17 protein-coding genes and 1 pseudogene are annotated in these 19,516 nt (G+C 71.8%); 11 read left to right on the forward strand and 7 right to left on the reverse strand.

All coding sequences use genetic code 11. The annotated features are described in order from the left end of the window. Positions 1-15: 15 nt before the first annotated feature. Positions 16-2,538, reverse strand: a pseudogene (locus M8542_RS50600) (aconitate hydratase); the annotation flags it as partial. A 43-nt stretch (positions 2,539-2,581) separates the two neighbouring features. Here M8542_RS50600 and M8542_RS09520 point away from each other — a divergent pair. Further along, on the forward strand, positions 2,582-3,541 hold the full coding sequence (locus tag M8542_RS09520) for a threonine/serine dehydratase (RefSeq protein ID WP_257919668.1): 960 nt from the start codon (positions 2,582-2,584) through the stop codon (positions 3,539-3,541). A gap of 66 nt (positions 3,542-3,607) precedes the next feature. Here M8542_RS09520 and M8542_RS09525 read toward each other — a convergent pair whose 3' ends face one another. Genes M8542_RS09525 through M8542_RS09540 form a run of 4 tightly spaced genes read right to left on the reverse strand, consistent with a single transcriptional unit; the run spans position 3,608 to position 6,821 of the window. Beyond that, positions 3,608-4,468 (reverse strand): amino acid ABC transporter permease, encoded by an 861-nt coding sequence (locus M8542_RS09525; RefSeq protein ID WP_257919669.1) that lies wholly within the window; start codon positions 4,466-4,468, stop codon positions 3,608-3,610. Beyond that, on the reverse strand, positions 4,465-5,109 hold the full coding sequence (locus M8542_RS09530; protein ID WP_257919670.1) for an amino acid ABC transporter permease: 645 nt from the start codon (positions 5,107-5,109) through the stop codon (positions 4,465-4,467). The genes M8542_RS09525 and M8542_RS09530 overlap by 4 nt, the downstream gene beginning before the upstream one ends. A 12-nt stretch (positions 5,110-5,121) precedes the next feature. Further along, positions 5,122-6,051 carry a transporter substrate-binding domain-containing protein gene (locus M8542_RS09535; protein ID WP_257919671.1) on the reverse strand — a complete coding sequence of 310 codons (930 nt, stop codon included), beginning with the start codon at positions 6,049-6,051 and terminating at the stop codon, positions 5,122-5,124. 32 nt (positions 6,052-6,083) lie between these two features. Then, positions 6,084-6,821: an amino acid ABC transporter ATP-binding protein gene (locus tag M8542_RS09540; protein ID WP_257919672.1), complete on the reverse strand. Its 738-nt coding sequence runs from the start codon at positions 6,819-6,821 to the stop codon at positions 6,084-6,086. A 128-nt stretch (positions 6,822-6,949) separates the two neighbouring features. Here M8542_RS09540 and M8542_RS09545 point away from each other — a divergent pair, with 128 nt between their 5' ends. The 8 genes from M8542_RS09545 to proC all read left to right on the forward strand — a co-directional run bounded on the left by M8542_RS09545 (position 6,950) and on the right by proC (position 15,016). Beyond that, the gene (locus M8542_RS09545) at positions 6,950-7,777 is read left to right on the forward strand and encodes an alpha/beta hydrolase family protein (protein ID WP_257919673.1); all 828 of its coding nucleotides are present in this window, start codon (positions 6,950-6,952) and stop codon (positions 7,775-7,777) included. Positions 7,778-7,811: 34 nt separating this feature from the next. After that, positions 7,812-8,714 carry a MurR/RpiR family transcriptional regulator gene (locus tag M8542_RS09550; RefSeq protein WP_257919674.1) on the forward strand — a complete coding sequence of 301 codons (903 nt, stop codon included), beginning with the start codon at positions 7,812-7,814 and terminating at the stop codon, positions 8,712-8,714. 189 nt (positions 8,715-8,903) lie between these two features. Further along, positions 8,904-10,100 carry a CopD family protein gene (locus tag M8542_RS09555; protein ID WP_257919735.1) on the forward strand — a complete coding sequence of 399 codons (1,197 nt, stop codon included), beginning with the start codon at positions 8,904-8,906 and terminating at the stop codon, positions 10,098-10,100. Positions 10,101-10,128: 28 nt separating this feature from the next. Then, complete coding sequence (locus M8542_RS09560) at positions 10,129-10,962, forward strand: PHB depolymerase family esterase (RefSeq protein ID WP_257919675.1); 834 nt, start codon at positions 10,129-10,131, stop codon at positions 10,960-10,962. Next, positions 10,959-12,356, forward strand: coding sequence for a serine hydrolase domain-containing protein (locus M8542_RS09565; RefSeq protein WP_257919676.1), 1,398 nt, complete (start codon positions 10,959-10,961; stop codon positions 12,354-12,356). Before M8542_RS09560 ends, M8542_RS09565 begins: the two co-directional genes overlap by 4 nt. Next, positions 12,349-13,269: a threonine ammonia-lyase gene (locus tag M8542_RS09570; RefSeq protein ID WP_257919677.1), complete on the forward strand. Its 921-nt coding sequence runs from the start codon at positions 12,349-12,351 to the stop codon at positions 13,267-13,269. The genes M8542_RS09565 and M8542_RS09570 overlap by 8 nt, the downstream gene beginning before the upstream one ends. Further along, a complete protein-coding gene (locus M8542_RS09575) occupies positions 13,266-14,240 on the forward strand; it encodes a proline racemase family protein (protein ID WP_257919678.1) in 975 nt (324 codons plus the stop codon). Before M8542_RS09570 ends, M8542_RS09575 begins: the two co-directional genes overlap by 4 nt. Then, on the forward strand, positions 14,237-15,016 hold the full coding sequence (gene proC / locus M8542_RS09580; RefSeq protein WP_257919679.1) for a pyrroline-5-carboxylate reductase: 780 nt from the start codon (positions 14,237-14,239) through the stop codon (positions 15,014-15,016). Before M8542_RS09575 ends, proC begins: the two co-directional genes overlap by 4 nt. A 584-nt stretch (positions 15,017-15,600) precedes the next feature. Here the strand turns inward: proC and M8542_RS09585 are convergent. Further along, positions 15,601-16,488, reverse strand: a complete 888-nt coding sequence (locus M8542_RS09585; protein WP_257919680.1) for a MurR/RpiR family transcriptional regulator — start codon at positions 16,486-16,488, stop codon at positions 15,601-15,603. Positions 16,489-16,643: 155 nt separating this feature from the next. Between M8542_RS09585 and M8542_RS09590 the strand changes: the two genes are divergently transcribed. Next, the gene (locus M8542_RS09590; RefSeq protein WP_257919681.1) at positions 16,644-18,149 is read left to right on the forward strand and encodes an MFS transporter; all 1,506 of its coding nucleotides are present in this window, start codon (positions 16,644-16,646) and stop codon (positions 18,147-18,149) included. A gap of 4 nt (positions 18,150-18,153) precedes the next feature. On the opposite strand, the gene M8542_RS09595 is transcribed toward M8542_RS09590, so the two are convergent. Next, positions 18,154-18,591 carry an SRPBCC family protein gene (locus tag M8542_RS09595; protein ID WP_257919682.1) on the reverse strand — a complete coding sequence of 146 codons (438 nt, stop codon included), beginning with the start codon at positions 18,589-18,591 and terminating at the stop codon, positions 18,154-18,156. A gap of 57 nt (positions 18,592-18,648) precedes the next feature. On the opposite strand from M8542_RS09595, the gene M8542_RS09600 reads away from it, so the two are divergent. Then, entirely contained in the window at positions 18,649-19,257 is a 609-nt protein-coding gene (locus tag M8542_RS09600; RefSeq protein WP_257919683.1) for a TetR/AcrR family transcriptional regulator, read from the forward strand. The last annotated feature ends 259 nt before the right edge of the window (positions 19,258-19,516 follow it).

Genomic DNA, 19,516 nt, shown 5'->3' on the forward strand with positions numbered 1-19,516 from the left:
CCGGCTTCGACCTCGGGCACGGAACCGCCCGAGGGTGTGGGGGAGGACGCCGCCGTGGGCGTAGTAGACCGCTTCCTGAGGAGTGTCGAGCCGGGCGCGGACCTCGAACTCGACCCCGGTCGGCCGGACCCGCACGAGCACCGGCCGGGCCGGGTCGCCGACGGCTTCGGGAATGCCGAGCAGGTCGAACTCCTCGGTGCCGTCCAGCCCCAGCGTATCCGCGTTCTGCCCGGCGGAGAACTGCAGTGGCAGCACACCCAGCTGGACCAGGTTGGACCGGTGGATCCGCTCGAACGACTCGGCCAGCACGACCCGCACCTTGAGCAGCGCCGTGGCCTTCGCCGCCCAGTCGCGTGACGACCCGGTGCCGTACTCGCGGCCCGCGATCACCAGCAGGGGAGTGCCGTCGAACGACTTCGCCGCGTCGTACACCGGGACGGCTTTTCCGGATGCGTCGCGGGTCCGGCCGCCCGGGCCGAGCCGGTTCTTCAGGCGCGGGTTGGCGAATCCGCCGCGCACCATCACCTCGAAGTTGCCGCGGCGCGAGGCGTAGGTGTTGAGGTCCGCCTCGCCGAGCCCGGTCAGGTACTGCCCGGCGCAGCTCGACGGCGGGATGCGCCCGGCCGGGCTGATGTGGTCGGTGGTGACCGAGTCGCCGAGGAGCACCAGCGCCCGCGCACCGTGCAGGTCCGCGGGTGGCGGCGCGACGTCGTCGAGGAACGGCGGGCGGCGCAGGTAGGTCGAGCCCTCCTCCCAGCGGAATCGCGCCCCGTCCGCGGCGGGCACCCCCGCCCAGTGGCCGTCACCGTCGAAGACGTCGGAGTACGCGTCCCGGAACAGCTCCGGTGTCAGGTGCGCGGTGACGACGGCGTCGACCTCGGCGTCGTCCGGCCAGAGGTCGGCGAGGAACACCGGCTCGCCGTGCTGGTCGACGCCGAGCGGTTCGGTGGTCAAGTCGTGCGTGAGCGACCCGGCGAGCGCATACGCGACGACCAGCGGCGGCGAGGCGAGGTAGTTGAGCGAGACGTCGTTGTTGATCCGGCCGTCGAAGTTCCGGTTGCCGGACAACACCGACGCGACGACCGTGCCTTCCGCGACGGCGGCCGCGGCTTCGGGCAGCAGCGGCCCGGAATTGCCGATGCACGTCATGCAGCCGTACCCGACGAGCTGGAAACCCAGCTCGTCGAGCGGCTCGGTCAACCCGGCCCGGCTGAGGTACTCGGTGACCGTCTTGGATCCCGGCGCGAGACTCGTTTTCACCCACGGCTTGGTGATCAGCCCGCGCGCCCGGGCGTTGCGGGCGAGCAGACCGGCGGCGACCATCACGTGCGGGTTGGACGTGTTGGTGCACGACGTGATCGCCGCGATGGCGACCGGGACGTCCTTTGTGGACTCGACCGCCGCGTTCGCCGGGACGTCGCCGAGTGCGATGCGGTCCTGCGGCCGCCGCGGCCCGGCGAGCGACGGGACGACGGCGGAGAGGTCGATCCGCACCCGCTCGTCGTACCGGACGAGTGCGCCGGAATCGCGCCAGAGGCCCTGTTCCTTCGCGTAGACCTCGACGGCGGTGACGTGCTCGGCCGCGCGTCCGGTGAGGCGCAGGTAGCCGAGGGTCGTGTCGTCGATGGGGAACATCGCCGCGGTGGCGCCGAACTCCGGGCACATGTTCGAGATCGTCGCGCGGTGGGCGAGGGGGATCCGCGCCACCGCGGGCCCGGTGAACTCGACGAACTTCCCGACAACCCCGTGCGCGCGCAGGGTTTCGGCGATGGTGAGCACCAGGTCGGTCGCGGTCACGCCCGGCCCGAGGTCGCCGGTCAGCTCGACGCCGACGACGGGCGGGACGAGCAGGCTCAGCGGCTGCCCGAGCAGCGCGACCTCGGCCTCGACCCCGCCGACACCCCAGGCCAGCACGCCCAGTGCGTTGACCATCGTGGTGTGGGAGTCGGTGCCGGCGCAGGTGTCCGGGAACGCCCAGCCGGCCCGGCGTTCGACGACGCTCGCCAGGTGCTCCAGGTTGATCTGGTGCATGATCCCGGTGCCGGGCGGGACGACGCGCAGGCCGTCGAGCCGCTCGCCCCACTTGAGGAAGCGGAAGCGTTCCGCGTTGCGCGCGTACTCGATCTCGACGTTGCGGCGTAGCGCGTCCGGCCGACCGGACACCTCGGTCGCGATCGAGTGGTCGACGGTCAGGTGGCTGGGGATGTGCGGGCGTACGGCCGCCGGGTCGCCGCCCGCCTCGGCGACGGCGTCCCGCAGCGCGGCCAGGTCGGTCAGCACCGGGACGCCGTTGGTGTCGTGCAGGAAGACCCGCGACGGCGAGAAAGCGACGACGTCCGGCTCGCCGCGCACGAGCTTTTCGATCTGCGCGGCCGTGACCGTGTGGCCGTCTTCGTGGCGCAGCAGGTTTTCCAGCAGGATCTTGTGGCTCAGCGGCAGCCGGTCGGCGCCGGGCACGGCGGCCAGCCGGTGGACCCGGTAGGTCGTGCCGGCCAGGTCGAGCCGGGAGAGGCTGGCGTAGCTGTCCAAGGTCGTCATCTCGTCAAGCCCTTCCGCATAGCTTATAGGCTATATTATCAGCATGACCTCTCTCCTGGACCGGATCATGGACGCGCACCGTGGCATCCGCCCCGAAGTGCCGGTGAGCACCCTCGAGCGCAGCCGGCTGCTGTCGGCGGAGCTGGGCTGCGACGTGTGGCTGAAGACCGACCACCTGATGCCGACCGGCTCGTTCAAGGTCCGCGGCTCGGCCAACAAGATCCGCACGCTCGGCGAGGCGGCGAAGCGCACCGGAGTGATCACGGCGTCGACGGGCAACCACGGCCAGGGCGTCGCCCGGGCCGGGAAGCTGGCCGGCGTGGGCGTGACCGTCTACGTCGGCGAGACCACGACCCAGGCCAAGATGGCGGCGATCGAGGCGCTCGGCGCGGACCTCGTCGTGGTCCCCGGCGGCCCGCTGGACGCGGAACAGGAAGCACGCCGGCAGGCCGAGCAGCGGGGCAAGCCGTACGTGGCGCCGTATAACGACGTCGACACCGTGGCGGGACAGGGCACGCTGGGGGTGGAGCTGGCCGAGCAGGCCCCGGACCTGGACGCGGTGTTCGCTTGCGTCGGCGGAGGTGGTCTCATCGGCGGCGTGGGAACGGCGCTGAAGGCGTTGAGCCCGCGGACGGAGGTGGTCGGCGTCTGGCCGGCGGCGTCGACCTGCCTGCTCGACTCGCTGAAGGCGGGGGAGATCGTGGAGACCCCGGAGTCCCCGACGCTGTCGGACGGTTCGGCCGGGGCGGTGGAGCCGGGCTCGGTGACGTTCCCGATCTGCCAGGAGGTGATCGACGAGACCGTGACCGTTTCGGAGGTCGAGATCGGTCATGCGATGCGGAAGGTCGCCGAGGGGGAGCGGTGGATGATCGAGGGCGCTGCTGGGGTCGCCGTCGCGGGGTTGATCAAGACCGCCGAGCGGTACCGGGGGAAGCGGGTCGCGGTTGTCCTCTGTGGACGGAACATCACGCTGGAGACCTTCTTGCGCGCCGTGGCCATGTGACGCGTAGTGGAAAGCCTCACCGGGGCGGTGGTGGCAAGCCGCCCCGGCGAGGCCGGTCTGGAACATTCAGGACACGCTCTCCATCGCCGCCGCGGGCGCGGGTGAGTCCACTTCGGACACCTTCGCCCGGCGACGTCGGCGCGGCGGGCGGTCCAGCAGGTCCGCCACCCGGGACAGCCCGAAGTTGATCACGATGTAGAACGCCGCCGTCAACGCGTACGCCTGCAGGAAGTTCGCGTTGTACTCGCCGAGCACCTGCCCGTTGCGCAGCAGCTCCGGATAGCTCACCACGTACCCGAGGCTCGACTCCTTGAGCGTCCGGATCACCTGCGTCACCAGGGCCGGCCGCAACGCCCGGAACACCTGGGGCAGCACCACCAGCCGCAACGCCTGGCCGCGGCGCAAGCCGATCGCCGCCGCCGCGTCGAACTGGCCGCGGTCCAGTGAGTTCACGCCCGCGCGGACGATCTCCGCGAACACCGAGCCCGCGTGCAGCACGATCGGGATCGACAGCACCCAGAACGGCGGCAGGTTCCAGCCGAACGCCGGCAGGCCGATCAGGAAGAAGTACACCAGCAGGATCAGCGGGATCGCCCGGAACAGCTCGATCGCCGCCGCGCACGGCAGTGAAAGCCAGCGGCGTGGGGACAGCCGGCCGAGGCCGAAGAGCGTGCCGAACACCAGGGACATCGCCGCGCACGAGAGGCCGATGCGCAACGTCATGCCCAGGCCGTCGAGCAGGTAGCGGATGTTGGGCCACGACGCCAGCGGCGACCACAGCCGCGACGACAGCTGGCCGACGTGCTGGAGCTGGAAGAAGATCCCGACGAGGGCGCCCACGACGACCACGACCGCGACGACCGTCGCGATCCGCAGCCGCTTCCGGCCGCGCGGGCCGAGCTCGTCGAACAACACGGTGGTCTTCATCGCCGGATCCGCACCTTCCGCTCGATGACCCCGGTCAGCTGCCCCGCGGTGAGCGTGATCAGCAGGTAGCCGATCGCCGCCGCGACGAAGCTGGGGATGGGCTGGGCGTGGTCGAGGTTGAACTGCCGCGCGGAGCCGGTGAGCTCCTGCACGCCGACCGCCGCGCCGAGGGCCGACGCGAGGCTGACGTTGATGAAGATCATGCCCAGCGGCTGGGCCATGGACCGGAACGCCTGCGGCAGCACGACTTGCCGCAGGACGCCGGAAAAGGTCAGCCCGATCGCGCGGGCCGCTTCGATCTGGCCGGTCGGGACGGCCGCGATGCCCGACCGGACCGTCTCGCACACGTACGCCCCGAAGTACAGCCCCAGGCCGAGGACGACCGAGCCGAACAACGGCACGGTCGCCCCGACGTAGGGCAACCCGAACACCACCATGACGAGGACGAGCAGCAAGGGCGAGTTGCGCAGGCACTGGACGTAGAACCCGGCCACCGTGCGCAGCGGCGCGATCGGGCCGACCCGGCAGACGCCGAGCACGGTGCCGATGACCAGCGCGAGTGGGAAGGCGAGCACGGCCAGCTCGAGGGTCACCAGCAGACCGGTGAGCAGCTCACCGAGGTGATCGAACAGGACGGACATGGTGGTGGCCTCTCAGGAACCGGGCACGGAGCCGATCTGCGGCGGCTGCGGCGCGGGCGTCTTGACGAGCTTCCCGACCGTGGCCTGCCACAGCTTCGTCCACGTCCCGTCGGCCTCGATCGCCTTCAGGAACCCGTTGACGACCTCCTTGAACGCCGGGTCGTCCTTGGGCAGGCCGATGCCGAACGGGTTCGAGCCGAACGTCGAGTCGAGCAGCTTGACGTCGCTCTTCGTCGCGACCACCCCGTAGAGCGAGGCGTTGTTGAGCGTCATCGCCTCGGCGCGACCCTGCTCGACGGCGGCGACGCACTGCGCGGCGGTGTCGAACAGCACCGGCTGCGCGGTCGGCACCGCCTTCAGCAGCGCGTCCTTCGCCGCGCCCGACTCGGTGGCCACCTTCTTGCCGGCCAGGTCGCTCGCCTGCTTGGTCGTCGTGTCCGACGTCTTCACGACGATGCCGCTGGCCGCCAGGTAGTACGGCCCGGCGAAGTTGACGAGCTTCGCGCGGTCCTCGGTGATCGTGTAGGTCTGGACCGCGATGTCGATGGTGTGGTTGCCCAGCAACGCTTCCCGCGTGTCGGAGCCGCCGCTCTGCAGCTTGGCGTTCGGCTTGCCGAGCAGGTACTTCGCGAGCAGCTGGGCGATCCCGGCGTCGAACCCGGACAGCTTGCCGGACGCCGGGTCGAGCTGGGAGAAGCCGATCGTGTTGCGGCTGCCCGCGAACGACAGCTCGCCCTTCTGGCGGATCTTGTCCAGCATCGGGGTGCCGGGCAGGTTCTGGCCGACCGGGCCGGCGTCCACCACCGACGTCTGGTCGATCTGGCCCGCGATCTCGGCGCCGGCGGGCTTGGGGGCGGCGCCGGGTGCCTGGTTGGGGGCGCTGCCGCACGCGGACAGCGTGGCCAGCAGGGCGGTGGCGACCACCGCGGTGCGGATTCTCATGGTTGCTCCTGGTCGTGGGTCGTTGCAGGGGATCAGTGCTGGAGAACTTTGGACAGGAAGTCCCGCGCCCGCTCGGTGCTGGTGCGGTCGAAGAACTCTTCGGGCGTGCCCTGCTCGGCGATCCGGCCGTCGCTCATGAACACGACGCGGTTGGCGGCCTTGCGGGCGAAGCCCATCTCGTGGGTGACGACGACCATCGTGGTGCCGTCGGCGGCGAGCGAGGTCATCACGTCGAGGACCTCGTGCACCATTTCCGGGTCGAGCGCGCTGGTCGGCTCGTCGAACAGCACGAGCTTGGGGCTCATCGCCAGCGCGCGGGCGATCGCGACGCGCTGCTGCTGCCCGCCGGAGAGCTCGGCGGGCAGCTTGCCGGCCTGGTCGCCGACGCCGACGCGGTCGAGCAGGCGCCGGGCTTCGGTTTCGGCTTCGCGGACCGGCATCCCGCGGACCTTGACCGGACCGAGGGTGACGTTGTCGAGGATCGTGCGGTGGGCGAAGAGGTTGAACGACTGGAACACCATGCCGACGTCGGCGCGCAGCTGGGCCAGCCGCTTCCCCTCGGCCGGCAGGGGTTCGCCGTCGAGGGTGATGGTGCCCGAGTCGATCTGTTCGAGGCGGTTGACGCAGCGGCAGAGCGTCGACTTCCCCGAGCCGGACGGCCCGACGACGACGACCACCTCACCGTGGTGGATGTCGAGATCGACGTCGTGCAGCACTTCGATGTCGCCGAAGCTCTTGCACAGGCCGCGGATGCTCACGAGCGGTTTCATCGGCTTCTCTCCCGATGTGGAAGCGTTCGCTACATTTAAGGAAACGTTGTAGCATGGGCTACCGTCAAGATAGACCGAGCTACCGAGATGTCAATACCTGTCGTAGTCGCTACAGTCGAGGAGCAGTCATGACGAGTCCGCGTCCCAGTGCCGACGCGCGCGTCCTGGATCCGGTCGAGTACTACCACTCGGGCCCGACCGCCTTCTTCGCGTCGCAACGGGACCAGCGGTTTTCGTACTGCCTCTACGTTCCGGGCGTGCACCGGACGGCGAAGGCGCCGCTGCCGCTGACCGTCGTCGTGCACGGGACGCAGCGGATGGCCGAGCGCTACCGCGACGCCTACCGCGGCTTCGCCGAGGAGAACGAGACCGTCGTGCTGGCCCCGCTGTTCCCGGCCGGCATCGGCGAGGCGGGGGACCTGCACGGCTTCAAGCGGCTCAGCTTCCGCGACGTCCGCTTCGACCGCGTCCTGCTGGACATCGTCGACGAAGTGGCGCAGCGGTACCGGGTCGACGCCGGCCGGTTCGCGCTGCACGGCTTCTCCGGCGGCGGCCAGTTCGTGCACCGCTTCGCCTACCTGCACGCGCGGCGGCTGTCCGCGCTTTCGGTCGGCGCGCCCGGGCGCGTCACGCGGATCAACCCGGACGTCCCGTGGTGGCCGGGCACGGCCGACCTGCGCGAGCGCTTCGGCGTGGACCTCGATCTCGAGGCGCTGCGGGCTGTGCCGGTGCAGATGATCGTCGGCGCCGACGACGTCGAAACCTGGGAGATCGCCGAACCGGGCGTCGACGCCGGCGGCGACACGCGCGTCGAGCGGCTCACGTCGTTGCGCGACAACTTCGAAGCCCACGGCATCGGCGTGCGCCTCGACGTCGTGCCGGGGCTCGCGCACCGGGGCCTGCAGCTGCAGCCGGTCGTCCAGGAGTTCTTCGCCGGCGTGCTCGCCGGCCGGTGACCACTACGATGCGTCGGTGCCGAGGGGAGACCACATGAGCGAGCCGGACGACGAGGACCGGTCGCTGAGCGCCCGGATCAACCGCAACCTGGCCGGGATGTCCCGCGCGGAGCGGATCGTGGCCGAGTACCTGCGCGACCACGGCCGGCGCGCGATCTTCGCGACCGCCGAGCAGATCGGCAGCGCCACCGGTACGAGCGACGCGACCGTCGTCCGCACGGCGAAGTCGCTCGGCTTCAGCGGCCTGCTCGACCTGCGGCGCACCCTCGCCGCGGAGGTGGTGGTCGAGACCAGCCCGGTGCGTCACTTCCACGACGAGCGGGAAAGCGGCGGCTCGGCCGTCGCGCGGGTGTTCACCGAGGCGGTCGAACGGCTCGAAGCGACGTGGCGGCTGGTCGAGGAGGACGACTTCGCGGCCGCGGTCGGCCTGCTCGACGAGGCGCGCGAGGTGCTCGCCTTCGGGCTCGGCGGGTCCGGGCTGCTCGCCCGCTACCTCGCGCTGCGGCTGACCCGGATGGGCCGGCGCGCCCGCGCGACCTGGGCCACCGGGTTCCAGCTCGCCGACGACCTGCTGGGCCTGCGCGCCGACGACGTCGTCGTGCTCTACACCCCGGCCCGGCTGCTGGCCGAGATCGAGGTCGTGCTCGACCACGCGCACGCCGTGGGCGCGCGGGTGCTGCTGGTTTCCAGCTCGCTGGGGGCGCAGTTCGCCGACCGCGTGGACGTCACGCTGGCGGCGCCCCAGTCGACGAGCAACTTCACCGGCGAGATGCTCAGCGCCGAGGTGCTCACCGACGCGTTGCTGCTGCAGCTGGGATCCGGCGACGAGACGCGGGCGACCCGGGCGTCGGAGCTGCTGATCTCGCTGCGTTCGGAGCTGGTCCAGGGCGGCGAGCGCTCGGCCGCGCCGAACCGCCGCCGCAAGCGCCGGGCCTGACCCCCGCGTAGCCCCACCGAGGGGCGCCGCTTTCACGTGAAAGCGACGCCTCTGATCAGTGTGTTCACCATCCGAAATAGACGGCCGGAATCGTTGCGCGGCTACAATGTAGTGGAAACTTCGTACTTCCTATTTTAGAAGTTTGAGCTACGATCAGAGCATCCAGCCCCCGCCGAGGAGATCGCCGTGATGTCGTTCCTGCTCGCGCAAGTCCCGGCCGCCGTAGCGAACCCCACCCCCGCGGCGTGGCGGGTCATCACCAAGATGGCCTACTTCGCGGGGTTGATCGGGACCATCGGCGCCACGATGCTCCACCTGCTCGTGCTGCGCCCGGTCCTCGAGCGACAGTCCGTCGACCCCGCGGACCGGGCGGTGCTGCACCGCCGGACGAGCCTGCTGCTCGCGATCGCCGGCACCTGGTACCTCGTCGCGCTGTACTTCCAGATCGCCGGTAAGGCCGCCCGCGTCAAGGGTGTCGAAATCCCGTACGGCCGCGCGCTGCAGCCCGCGTCGATCTGGAAGTACGTCACCGTGCCCGCCAAGAAGGGCGAGTGGGTCTCGAGCGGCGCGCTGACCCTCACGCAGTACCTGCTCTGGGGTGCGTCGGCCGTCGTGCTGATGCTGCTGTGGTCACCGAAGCTGCGCGCGCACCTCACCGGGATCGCCTTGGCCGGTCTGGTTCTGTCCTTTGTGGCCTACCAAGTCACCCTGCTGCCGACCGACTTCGCGAAGGAAACCGCCGACACGCTCGTCGACGGCCTGCTGGACCACCTGCACGTCTCGGCCGTGTCCACCTGGGTCGGCGGGATCGCCGCCCTCGTCGTGCTCGCTACCGCGCGACGACGGCTCACGCCCGGCGCGGGCGGCACGTGGGCGCAGATCTGGACGCGGTTCAGCACCGTCGCGCTGTGTGCCGTCGGCTGCCTGCTGATCAGCGGCCTGTACCTCGCGTGGTCGCTCGTCGGCAGCCCCGGCGAGCTGCTCACCACCAGCTTCGGCCGGTTCCTACTGGTCAAGGTCTGCCTGGTGGCGACCATGATCGGCGTCGGCGGGCTGAACGAGTTCGTCCTCATGCCCCGCATCGCGCGGGCCCGCCGGGCGGGTGAGGAGGGCTCGGTGTTCCGCCTCGCCCTGCAGGTTTTCCCCGGTCTGGTCGCCGTGGAGGTCGTGCTCGCGGTGGGTGTGCTCTTCGTGCTCTCGTTCCTGACCGGCTCGGCCCGCGTCGAAGCCGGCGACCCCGACCCGACGCTCAGCGGCGGCATCGTCGGCATCGGCGTCCTGCTGGCCGTGCTGCTCGCGATCTCCTTCGTCACCACGGCGAAGGTCAGCGAACGGCTCTCCCGGCCCGCCGCCGCACCGGCCGCCGAACCGGTGCCCGAATTCTGACCCCTACGTCCCAGGAGGACCCAGCTCCATGACCGACCTCGCCTCCGAGCGCGCCCACTTCGTCGGGGGCACGCCGTTCTTCGCCTCGCAGCACGACCAGCGCCTGTTCTACGCGCTGTACGTGCCCAAAGACCACACGCCGGCCGCCGAACCGCTGCCGCTCGTGGTCATCCAGCACGGCACCGGGCGGTCGGCCGAGCTCTACCGCGACCGCTGGAAGGAGTTCGCGATCGAGCGGCGCTGCGTCATCCTCACCCCGCTCTTCCCGGCCGGGCTGATGGAGCCGGGGGAGCTGCACAGCTTCAAGTTCCTGGAGTACCGCGGGCTGCGCTTCGACGAAGAGCTGCTGCACATCGTCGACGAGGTCGCCGCCGGCTTCAACGTCCGGCCCGATCGCTTCTACCTGCACGGTTTCTCCGGCGGTGGCCAGTTCGCGCACCGGTTCTGCTACGCCCACCCCGACCGGCTCGCCGGCGTGTCGATCGGCGCGCCGGGGCGGATCACCCAGCTCGACGAGAGCCTCCCGTGGTGGCTCGGCACCGGGGGCTTCGAGGAGCGCTTCGGCATCCGGATCGACCTCGACGCGCTGCGCCGCGTGCCGGTGCAGATGGTCGTCGGCGCCGAGGACACCGAGTCCTGGGAGATCATGAACCCCGGCGGTCCGAACTGGATGGACGGCGTGGAGGAGACCGGCGACACCCGGGTCGCGCGGCTGGAAACCCTGCGCGACAACTTCGTCTCGCAGGGGATCCCGGTGCGGTTCGACGTCGTCCCGGGCGTCGCCCACCGCGGCACCGGGGTGGTGCCGGTGGTGCAGGACTTCTTCGGCGGCCTGCTCGCCTCGGCGGCGAGCGCGCGATGACCGGCGCCGTCGAGTCCCTTGTGGACGATCTCGCCGCCCGTGGCATGCGCGTGCATTCCCTGCTGGTGCACCGGCACGGCGAGCTGACACTCGACCGGTGGCAGTGGCCGCACGAGCCGTCGCTGCGGCACAAGCTCCACTCGGCCACCAAGAGCTTCACCGCCACCGCCGTCGGGTTCGCCGAGGCCGAGGGGCTGCTGGAGCTGGAAGACCCGGTCGCCGGCTTCTTCCCGGGCCTCGACACGCGGATGCGCGTGCGCGACCTGCTGACCATGCGGACCGGGCACGCGCGCGGGCTCTCCGGCGCGACGACCCGGCTGCGCAAGACCGGCTGGGTCGGTGAGTTCCTGGAGGAGCCGGTCGTCGACCGCCCGGGCCGCGGGTTCCGGTACAGCAGCACGACGAGCCACGTCCTGTCGGCGATCGTGCAGGAGGTCGCCGGCGTGCCGGTGGACGAGTACCTGCGGCCGCGGCTGTTCGAGCCGCTCGGCATCGACGACTACACGTGGGAACGCGACCCGGCCGGTGTTTCCAGCGGGGGCAACGGGTTGTCGCTGCGTCCGCACGACCTGCTCTCGTTCGGCGTGCTGTACCTGCAGGACGGCGTCCGGGCAGGCCGCCGCGTGCTGCCCCCGGGCTGGGTGGGCAAGGCGTCCGCCCTGCACGTGCGGCGCGCGGTGAGCGGGGAGTGGAACGGCAAGGAGCTCGTGCCACCCGGCCCGGACGCCGTCTCGGACTCCGGGTACGGCTACCAGTTCTGGGTGAGCGAGGACGGCATCTACACCGCGTCCGGCCTGTTCGGCCAGGAGTGCATGGTGTTCCCGCGGTACGGCGCGGTGGTCGTCGTGACCGGCGCGATGCCGGACCCGACCTACCACGACCTGCCGCGAATGCTGCGTGCGGCGTTCCGGCGGGCCTTCGCCGCCGACGAAGACCTCGACGTGCGCTCGAACTGGATCTCGACGGAGCCCGAAGCGCTGGAGTCGCGTGTGGACGCTCCCGTTTTCGAGCGGGGCTACGACTTCGGGCCGAACGACCAGAGCGTCCGCTCGCTCACGGTGGAGGCCGGCACCGATGCCGTCCGGCTGCGGATCGAGGACGATCTCGGGACGCACCCGGTCGAGCACGGCCTGGGAAAGTGGGTGCCACAGCGGACGGGCGTCAGCGTGGGGCGGCTGCACCACTCCTACCAGGACGACGCGGCGCCGATCCTGGCCGGCGCGCGCTGGGCGTCGCCGGAGGTCCTGGACCTGACGTGGCACTTCCTGGAAGGCCCGTTCATCGACCGGCTGACCCTGCGGTTCGACGGCGACGACGTCGTCCTCGAGCACCGGGTCAACTGCAACTCGGGCCCCACCGAGCTGCCGCCCGCGCGGGGGACCAGCCGTGCTTGACGCCGCCCTGCTCGAGCGGGCCCGGGACGTCGTGTCCCGGCACCTGCCGCCGACGCCGCTGATCCCGTACCCGCGGGCCGGGCTCGACGTCCCGGTGTACCTGAAGTACGAGGGCGCCCAGCCGATCGGCGCGTTCAAGGTCCGGGGCGCGCTGGCGGCGCTCACCGCGTACGCGGGTGAACGGGTCGTCACGGCGTCGGCGGGGAACCACGCCCTCGGCATCGCCCACGGCGCGCGGCTGCTTTCGGCGACGGCCACCGTGGTGGTGCCGAAGACCGCGGCCGCGGTGAAGGTCGAGGCGCTGCGGCGGTACCCCGTGGAGCTGGTGCAGGCGGGCGACGACTTCGACGGCGCCGAGCGGCACGCGCTGGCCCTGGATGGTCGTTATGTCTCCGCGTACAGCGACCCGCACGTCATCGCCGGGCAGAGCACGGTGGTCACCGAGGTGGCGCAAGCGCTGGACGAGCCGTTCACGATCGTCGTCCCGGCCGGGGCCGGCGGCCTGCTCTCCGGCGTGGCGCTGGGGGCGCGGCACGCGGACATCCGGGTCGTCGGGGTGGAAGCGCTCGCTTGCCGCGCGCTGTCGACCGCGGTGGCGGCGGGGCGCGTGGTGCCGGTGGCGATGGGGGAGACCATCGCCGACGGGCTGGCGGGCAACCTCGCCGCGGACGCGCTGACGCCGGGTATCGTCCGCGAGTGCGGGGTCCGGCTGGTCGCCGTGGCCGAGGCCGCGATCCGCCGGTCGGTCCGCGAGTTCGTCACTTCGGCGGGCCTGGTGGCCGAGGGCGCTTCGGCGACGTCGCTGGCCGCGCTGCGCGAAGGCCTCGTCCCGCTCGACCGGCCCGTCGTGCTGGTCGTTTCCGGCCGCAACATCGATCTGGGCCTGCTGACCACGATCCTGGGAGAGCGATGATCACCACGACCGACTACCACACCGCCGGCGAGCCGTTCCGGATCGTCACCGCGGGGGTGCCCGACATCCCGGGCGCGACGGTCCTCGACCGGCGGGCGACCGCCCAGGCGTCGGCCGAGATCGACGCCGTCCGGCAGCTGCTGGTGCAGGAGCCGCGCGGGCACGCCGACATGTACGGCTGCTTCCTCGTGCCACCCGATGACGACGGCGCGGAGTTCGGAGTTCTGTTCTGGCACAAGGACGGTTACTCGACGGCGTGCGGGCACGGCACGATCGCGCTCGGCGCGTGGGCGGTGCGCACGGGCCGGGTCGCCGCGGCGCCCGACGGGGACACCGAGGTGGTGATGGACGTGCCGTCGGGGCGGGTGACCGCCGTCGTGACCTGTGCCGGCGGCGTAGTGCGGGAGGTGGCGTTCCGGAACGTGGACGCGTACGTCATCGGCCGGGACGTCGAGGTGGGCTCGGTCCGCGTCGACGTCAGCTACGGCGGGGCCATCTACGCGTCCGTGCCGGCTTCTTCGGTGGGGCTTTCGGTTTCGCCCGCGGACTGCACCGCGCTGATCGCGGCGGGGCGCGAGATCAAGCGGGGACTCGCCGGGACGTCGTGGGCGTCGCACGAGGACAGCCGCTTGAGCGGGATCTACGGCACGATCTTCTACGACGACCTCGGTGACACGCCTTCGGGACCGCACCAGCGGAGTGTCACGATCTTCGCCGACGGTCAGGTCGACCGGTCGCCGTGCGGCTCCGGGACGTCGGCGCGGCTGGCGCTGCTGGCGGCGGAGGGCCGGCTGCCCGCGGGCGCGGTGCTGACGCACGACTCGATCATCGGGACCAGGTTCACCGGGCGGGTGCTCTCCGGCGGCGCGTCGGTGGCCACCGAGGTCTCGGGAAACGCTTACCAGACGGGCGAGTGCACGTTCGGCCTCGACCCGGAAGACGACCTCGGAAGGGGGTTCGTGCTGCGATGAGCACGACCATCGTGGGTGGCGGCAACATGGGCGAGGCCCTGCTGGCCGGACTGTCCTCTTCGGACGTGACTGTGGTCGAGCAGTCTTCGTCGCGCGCCTCGTACCTGAGTTCGCGCTACGGCGTCCCGGTGTCCGAACTGGAACCGGCGGTGTCCAAAGCGGACACAGTGTTCCTGGTGGTGAAGCCCTACCACGTGGCGGCGCTGCTCGACTCGATCGCCGGGCACGTCCGGCCGGGCCAGCTGATCGTGTCGGCGGTGGGCGGCACGCCGACGGGGAGCATCGAGGCCCGCCTGCCGGGGGCGCCGGCGGTGGTCCGGAGCATGCCGAACCTCCCGGTCTCGGTGGGAGCGGGCACGATAGCGATCAGCGGCGGCCGGCACGCGACTTCGGAAGACCTCGACCGCGTCCGGGCGATGCTGGCGCCGCTGGGCCGGGTGGTGGAGGTGGCGGAAAGCCAGCTGGACGCGGTGACAGCGTTGTCGGGCGGCGGCCCGGCGTACTTCGCACTGCTGGCGGAGGCGATGATCGACGCGGGAGTGCTGGCGGGCCTGCCGCGGCCGTTGGCGGAGGAGCTGGTCCTGGCGACGGCGGCGGGAGCGGGCCGCATGCTGGGTTCCCCGGACGCTGATCCGGCCGCGCTGAGGGCGGCGGTGTGCAGCCCGGGCGGAACGACGATCACGGCGATCCACGAGCTGGAGAGCCGAGCGCTACGGGCATCGGTGATGGCGGCGGTGGTGGCGGCGAGAGACCGGTCGATCGAGATGGGCCGCTGAGTACTGCGTGATCGGGCCCGTGACTCGCGTGCTCGAACACGTCATCCGCGTGACTGGAGCCGGAACTCGCGTGATTGAAGCCGCAACTCGCGAGCTCCGGCCCGAGTCACGCGAGTTCCGGCTCCGATCACGCGACTTACGGCTCCAGTCACGCGAGTTCCGGGCCTGATCACTCGAGTTCCGTGTCAGCCATGTGAGACCCAGCCGAGTTTCGCGGGTTTGACACACCGATGCCGGCACGGCGGGGTGAATGACTCGGCGCGCGCCGTGTGGCTGCCCGGCTTTGTGCCGTTCGGCTTGCGGCGGCGGGCTTTGCGACAGCTCGGCCGGCGGCGGAATACCCCGGCGGCCCGGCTGACGGCGGCAAAGCTCTCCGGCGGTCGATCGAGATGGGCCGCTGAGCCCGAGCCGGCCGCAGGACGGTTGTGCGAAGCAGCCGGAGGCCCACACCCCCACAGAGCAGGCCCCACCCTCCCTGGGGGGCGTGCCCATGTCCAGTCTATCGGCGAGCACCGACAAGATCGGCCGAAAACTCCTCAGGCGGCCGATTCATCCACAACAGGCCGACCCTGGGGAAACCGCGGTCAGGTTCGGCGGGAGCGCATGTCCCGCGGCGCCAGCCGGTCGCGTAGCTCCGCCAAAAGCTCCGTGTTCGCCGACACCGCGCCCGGGTCTCGCTTGGCCAGCGCCAGCAGCAGGCAGTCCAGCACCAGCGTCGCGCTCAGGCCTTCCTGGGTGAGGCCCGTCGGGGACATCACCGTCGGCAGGGTCACGTCGACCAGACTGTCCAAAGTGGCGCCTAGCGAGTCGGTCAGGAGGAGGACGCGGGCGCCCGCCGAACGGGCGTGGCGGGCCGCCGTCGTCATGTCCGGGAGCAGGCGGTCCGGGGCGTTGAGCACGAAGACGTCGCCCGGCTCGAGCAGGAGCAGCTCGTCCGCGAGCCGGAAGCCCGTCGCCGACGTGCTGCGGGCCCGGCGGCCCAGGCGCTGCAGCCGCGTCGCCAGGTAGCGCATCGGCAGCTCCGAGATGCCGAGGCCGTACCCGAGCACCTCGCGCGCGCCGGCGAGCAGGTCCACCGCCGCGGCGAACGCGGGCTCGCTGATCAGCCGCCGGGTTTCGGTGAGGCGGTCCACCGACTCCGCGAGCAGCTGGTCGAGCTGGGCCGCCGAGTCGTCGCCGGCCTCCTCGACGCGGTGTCGCAGCCGGGTGGCCGGCGTGTCGGACACGACGTGCCGGCCCACCTCGCGCTTGAGCTCGGGCAGCCCCGAATAACCGAGGGACTTCACGGTGCGCACGACGGTCGCGTCGCTGGTGCCGCTCAGCTCCCCGAGCTCCCCGGCGGTCGAGAGCACGATCATCCCGGGGTGCTTCCACAGGTATTCGGCCACCCGCCGCTCGGCGGCCGACAGGCTGCCGATCCGCAGGCCGATCCGCTCGGCCAGCGGGGCCTGCGCTTCGTCGTGACCGCTCACTCGCCGAAGCCTACCCAGCACCACCGGGCTTCCGGCGGAACCCTGGTCAGCGGGGCACGGCGTCGTGCCGGAACCGAGACGCGGACCCCTTTGTGAGTCTCGGAACCCGCACGTAGCGTCGGCGGCGAAGGTGCCGCGGACGAGGAGCGAACTGCATGCGGGCGGAGCTCGCCGAGGAAGTCCGGTTGTCCCCGGGGCGTCGCGCGTGGACCGTCGGCGTGATGTGCACGGCGGTCGGCCTGGTGATCGCCATGGTGACGATCGTCAACGCCGCCCTGCCCGCGCTGGCCGCCGACACCGGTGCGAGCCAGGCGGAGCAGACCTGGATCGTCGACGTCTACACGCTGGTGCTGGCCGCGCTCGTGCTGCCGGCGGGCGCGCTCGGCGACCGGCGCGGGCGCCGCGGGGTGCTCGTCGCGGGCCTGGTCGTGTTCGCCGCGGGCTGCGCGGCGCCGGTGTTCCTCGGCACGTCGACGTGGCTGGTCGTGGCCCGCGCGGTCACCGGCCTCGGCGCGGCGATGATCATGCCCGCGACGCTGTCGATCATCAACGCGAGCTTCCCGCCGGAGCGCCGCGGCCGGGCCATCGGGATCTGGGCCGCGGTGGCCGGCGTGGGCGGGCTCGGCGGGCTGGTGCTCGCCGGGGTGCTGCTGGAGCACTTCTCGTGGCACTCGGTGTTCCTCGGCCCGGCGGTGCTGTCCGTGCTCCTGGTGGCCGCGAGCCTTACCGTGCCGACGTCGCGCGACCGCCGGCCGCAGGCGTTCGACGTCGTGGGCGGGGTGCTCGGCGCCCTGGCGATCGGCGCGGTCGTGTTCGGGATCCTGCGGGTCGCCGACCTCGGCTGGGGCAGCGGGGTGGTGCTGGGGTCGATCGCGGCGGGCCTGGTGCTGGCCGGGCTGTTCGTGGCCTACGAGCTTCGGTGCGCGGCGCCGCTGCTGAACGTCCGGTTGTTCGGCAACGCGGCTTTCGCGGCCGGCTCGATCTCGGTGACCGTGCAGTTCACCGCGGCGTTCGGCATGTTCTTCGCGCTGGCCCAGTACCTGCAGCTGGTGCAGGGGTATTCGGCGTTGAAGTCGGGGCTCGCGCTGTGGCCGGTGGCGGTTTCGCTGTTCCCGCTGTCGCTGGCGTCGGCGCCGCTGGTCCGCCGGTTCGGGCTGCGCGCGGTGACCTGCGTGGGGCTCGCGGTGATCGTCGTGGGCATGGTGCTGATCGGGGCGCTGGACGCCGGTAGCGGCTACGGCGAGCTGGCGATCGCGGTGTGCGTGCTGGGCGCGGGGATCGGGGTGACGGCCCCGGCGGCCACGAGCGCGATCCTCGACAACGTCCCGCCGGCCCAGTACGGCGTGGCCTCGGCGGTGAACGACGCGACGCGCGAAGTCGGTGCGGCACTGGGGATCGCGCTCGTGGGCAGCGTGCTTTCCGCGGGTTACACGGATTCGGTGCGCACGGCGACGGCCGCGCTGGCCCCGGCCGCGCGTGACGCGGCGGAGGGTTCGCTCGCGGGCGCCCTGACGGTGGCCGGACAATCGGGCCCGGCCGGTGGCGCCCTGGCCGCGTCCGCGCGGGACGCCTTCACCCACGGCATGGCGGTCAGCATGGGGGCGCTGGCCGCGGTGCTGGTCGTCGGCGTGCTCGCGGTGGCGGTCCTGCGGCCCCGGTGACCGGCTACGCCCCGGTTTCCGCCAGGACGTCCGGCAGGCCCTCGGTCAGCATCCGCCGCCGGATCCGGTGTAGCAGCCGGGCCATGAAGAACCCGCCGACGCCCTGAAACCCGGTGTGGCGGTAGGTGAGCCGGGTCCCGGCGGGGGTCTCCTCGAGCTGGCAGGTCACCGTGCTCGGGGTGTCGGCTTCCTGGTTGCGCCAGCTGAAGCCGAGCAGTTCGGGTTCCTCGACGGCGAGTACCTCGCAGCGGACGACGCCGTCCCAGCCCGGCACCGGTCTGCCGACGAACCGGAACTTCGTGCCGACCCGGGGGACGAAGCCTTCGGGCCGGCCGCCGCGGCCGGTCGAGGTCCACTTCGGCACCAGGGCCGGGTCGGTGAGGGCGTGCCACACCAGGGCCCGGGGGTGGGGGTAGTCCCGGACGATCTCGAATCCGCTCATCGGTCTCTCCGTTCGTTACAGTCACTATAAATAATACACCTGCTGTAAGATGGCGGTGTGTCGAAGACGGAATCGCTGCGAGAGCGGCGCAAGCGCGAGCTGCGGCAGCTGCTGTCGGACACCGCGACCCGGATGTTCCTGGCGCGGGGGTTCGACGAGGTGCGGGTCGCCGATGTCGCGCGGGCGTGCGGTGTCACGGAGAAGACGGTCTTCAACCACTTCGGCAGCAAGGAAGCCCTGCTGGCCGACCGTTGGGACGCCCAGACCGACGACCTGTGCACGCGGCTGGCCGACCCGGCGACCGAGCCGGTCGACGCCGCGCTGGCCGTGCTGGGCGGAGAGCTCGACTTCCTCGTGGCGTCGGCGAAACAGCACGGCTGGGCGGAGATCCGCCGGTTCGGCGAGCTGATCCGGGCCACCCCGGCTTTGGTGGCGCACGCCCGCGAAGCCCGCGACCGCCTGACGGAGGCGGCGGCTGTGGCATTGGCCGCGCGATGGGGAAAGCCGCCGGAGGACGCTGGTGCCGGGATCACGGCCGCGGCGTTGGCGGGACTGTGGCAGGTGTACGCGGGCAGTCTCGAACGCAATCTGTCGGCGGCGAAAGGGGTGCGGGTGGTCCGGGCCGATCTTGTTCAGGCGGCGGAGGTGCTGCGCCGGGGGTTGTGACGGGCGGGCGGCATCTGTCGGCGGCGGGGGATGGGCTGCGCTGTGGAGCGGCCGCCGCGCGCGGCTCCCGGCGATGGCGCGATGGGGTGCGCAGTGGTGAGGCTGGCCGCGCGCTGCTCCGGCGGCGGGGGTTGGGCTGTGCCGGGGTGAGGCTGGCCGCGCCCAGCTCCGGCGGCGGAGGCTGGGCTGTGCCGGGGTGAGGCAGGCCGTGCGCTGCTCCCGGCGGCGGGGTCTGGGCTGCGCAGTGGTGAGGCTGGCC

Origin of the sequence: Amycolatopsis iheyensis, assembly GCF_024703995.1 — a bacterium.
GTDB lineage: Bacteria > Actinomycetota > Actinomycetes > Mycobacteriales > Pseudonocardiaceae > Amycolatopsis > Amycolatopsis iheyensis.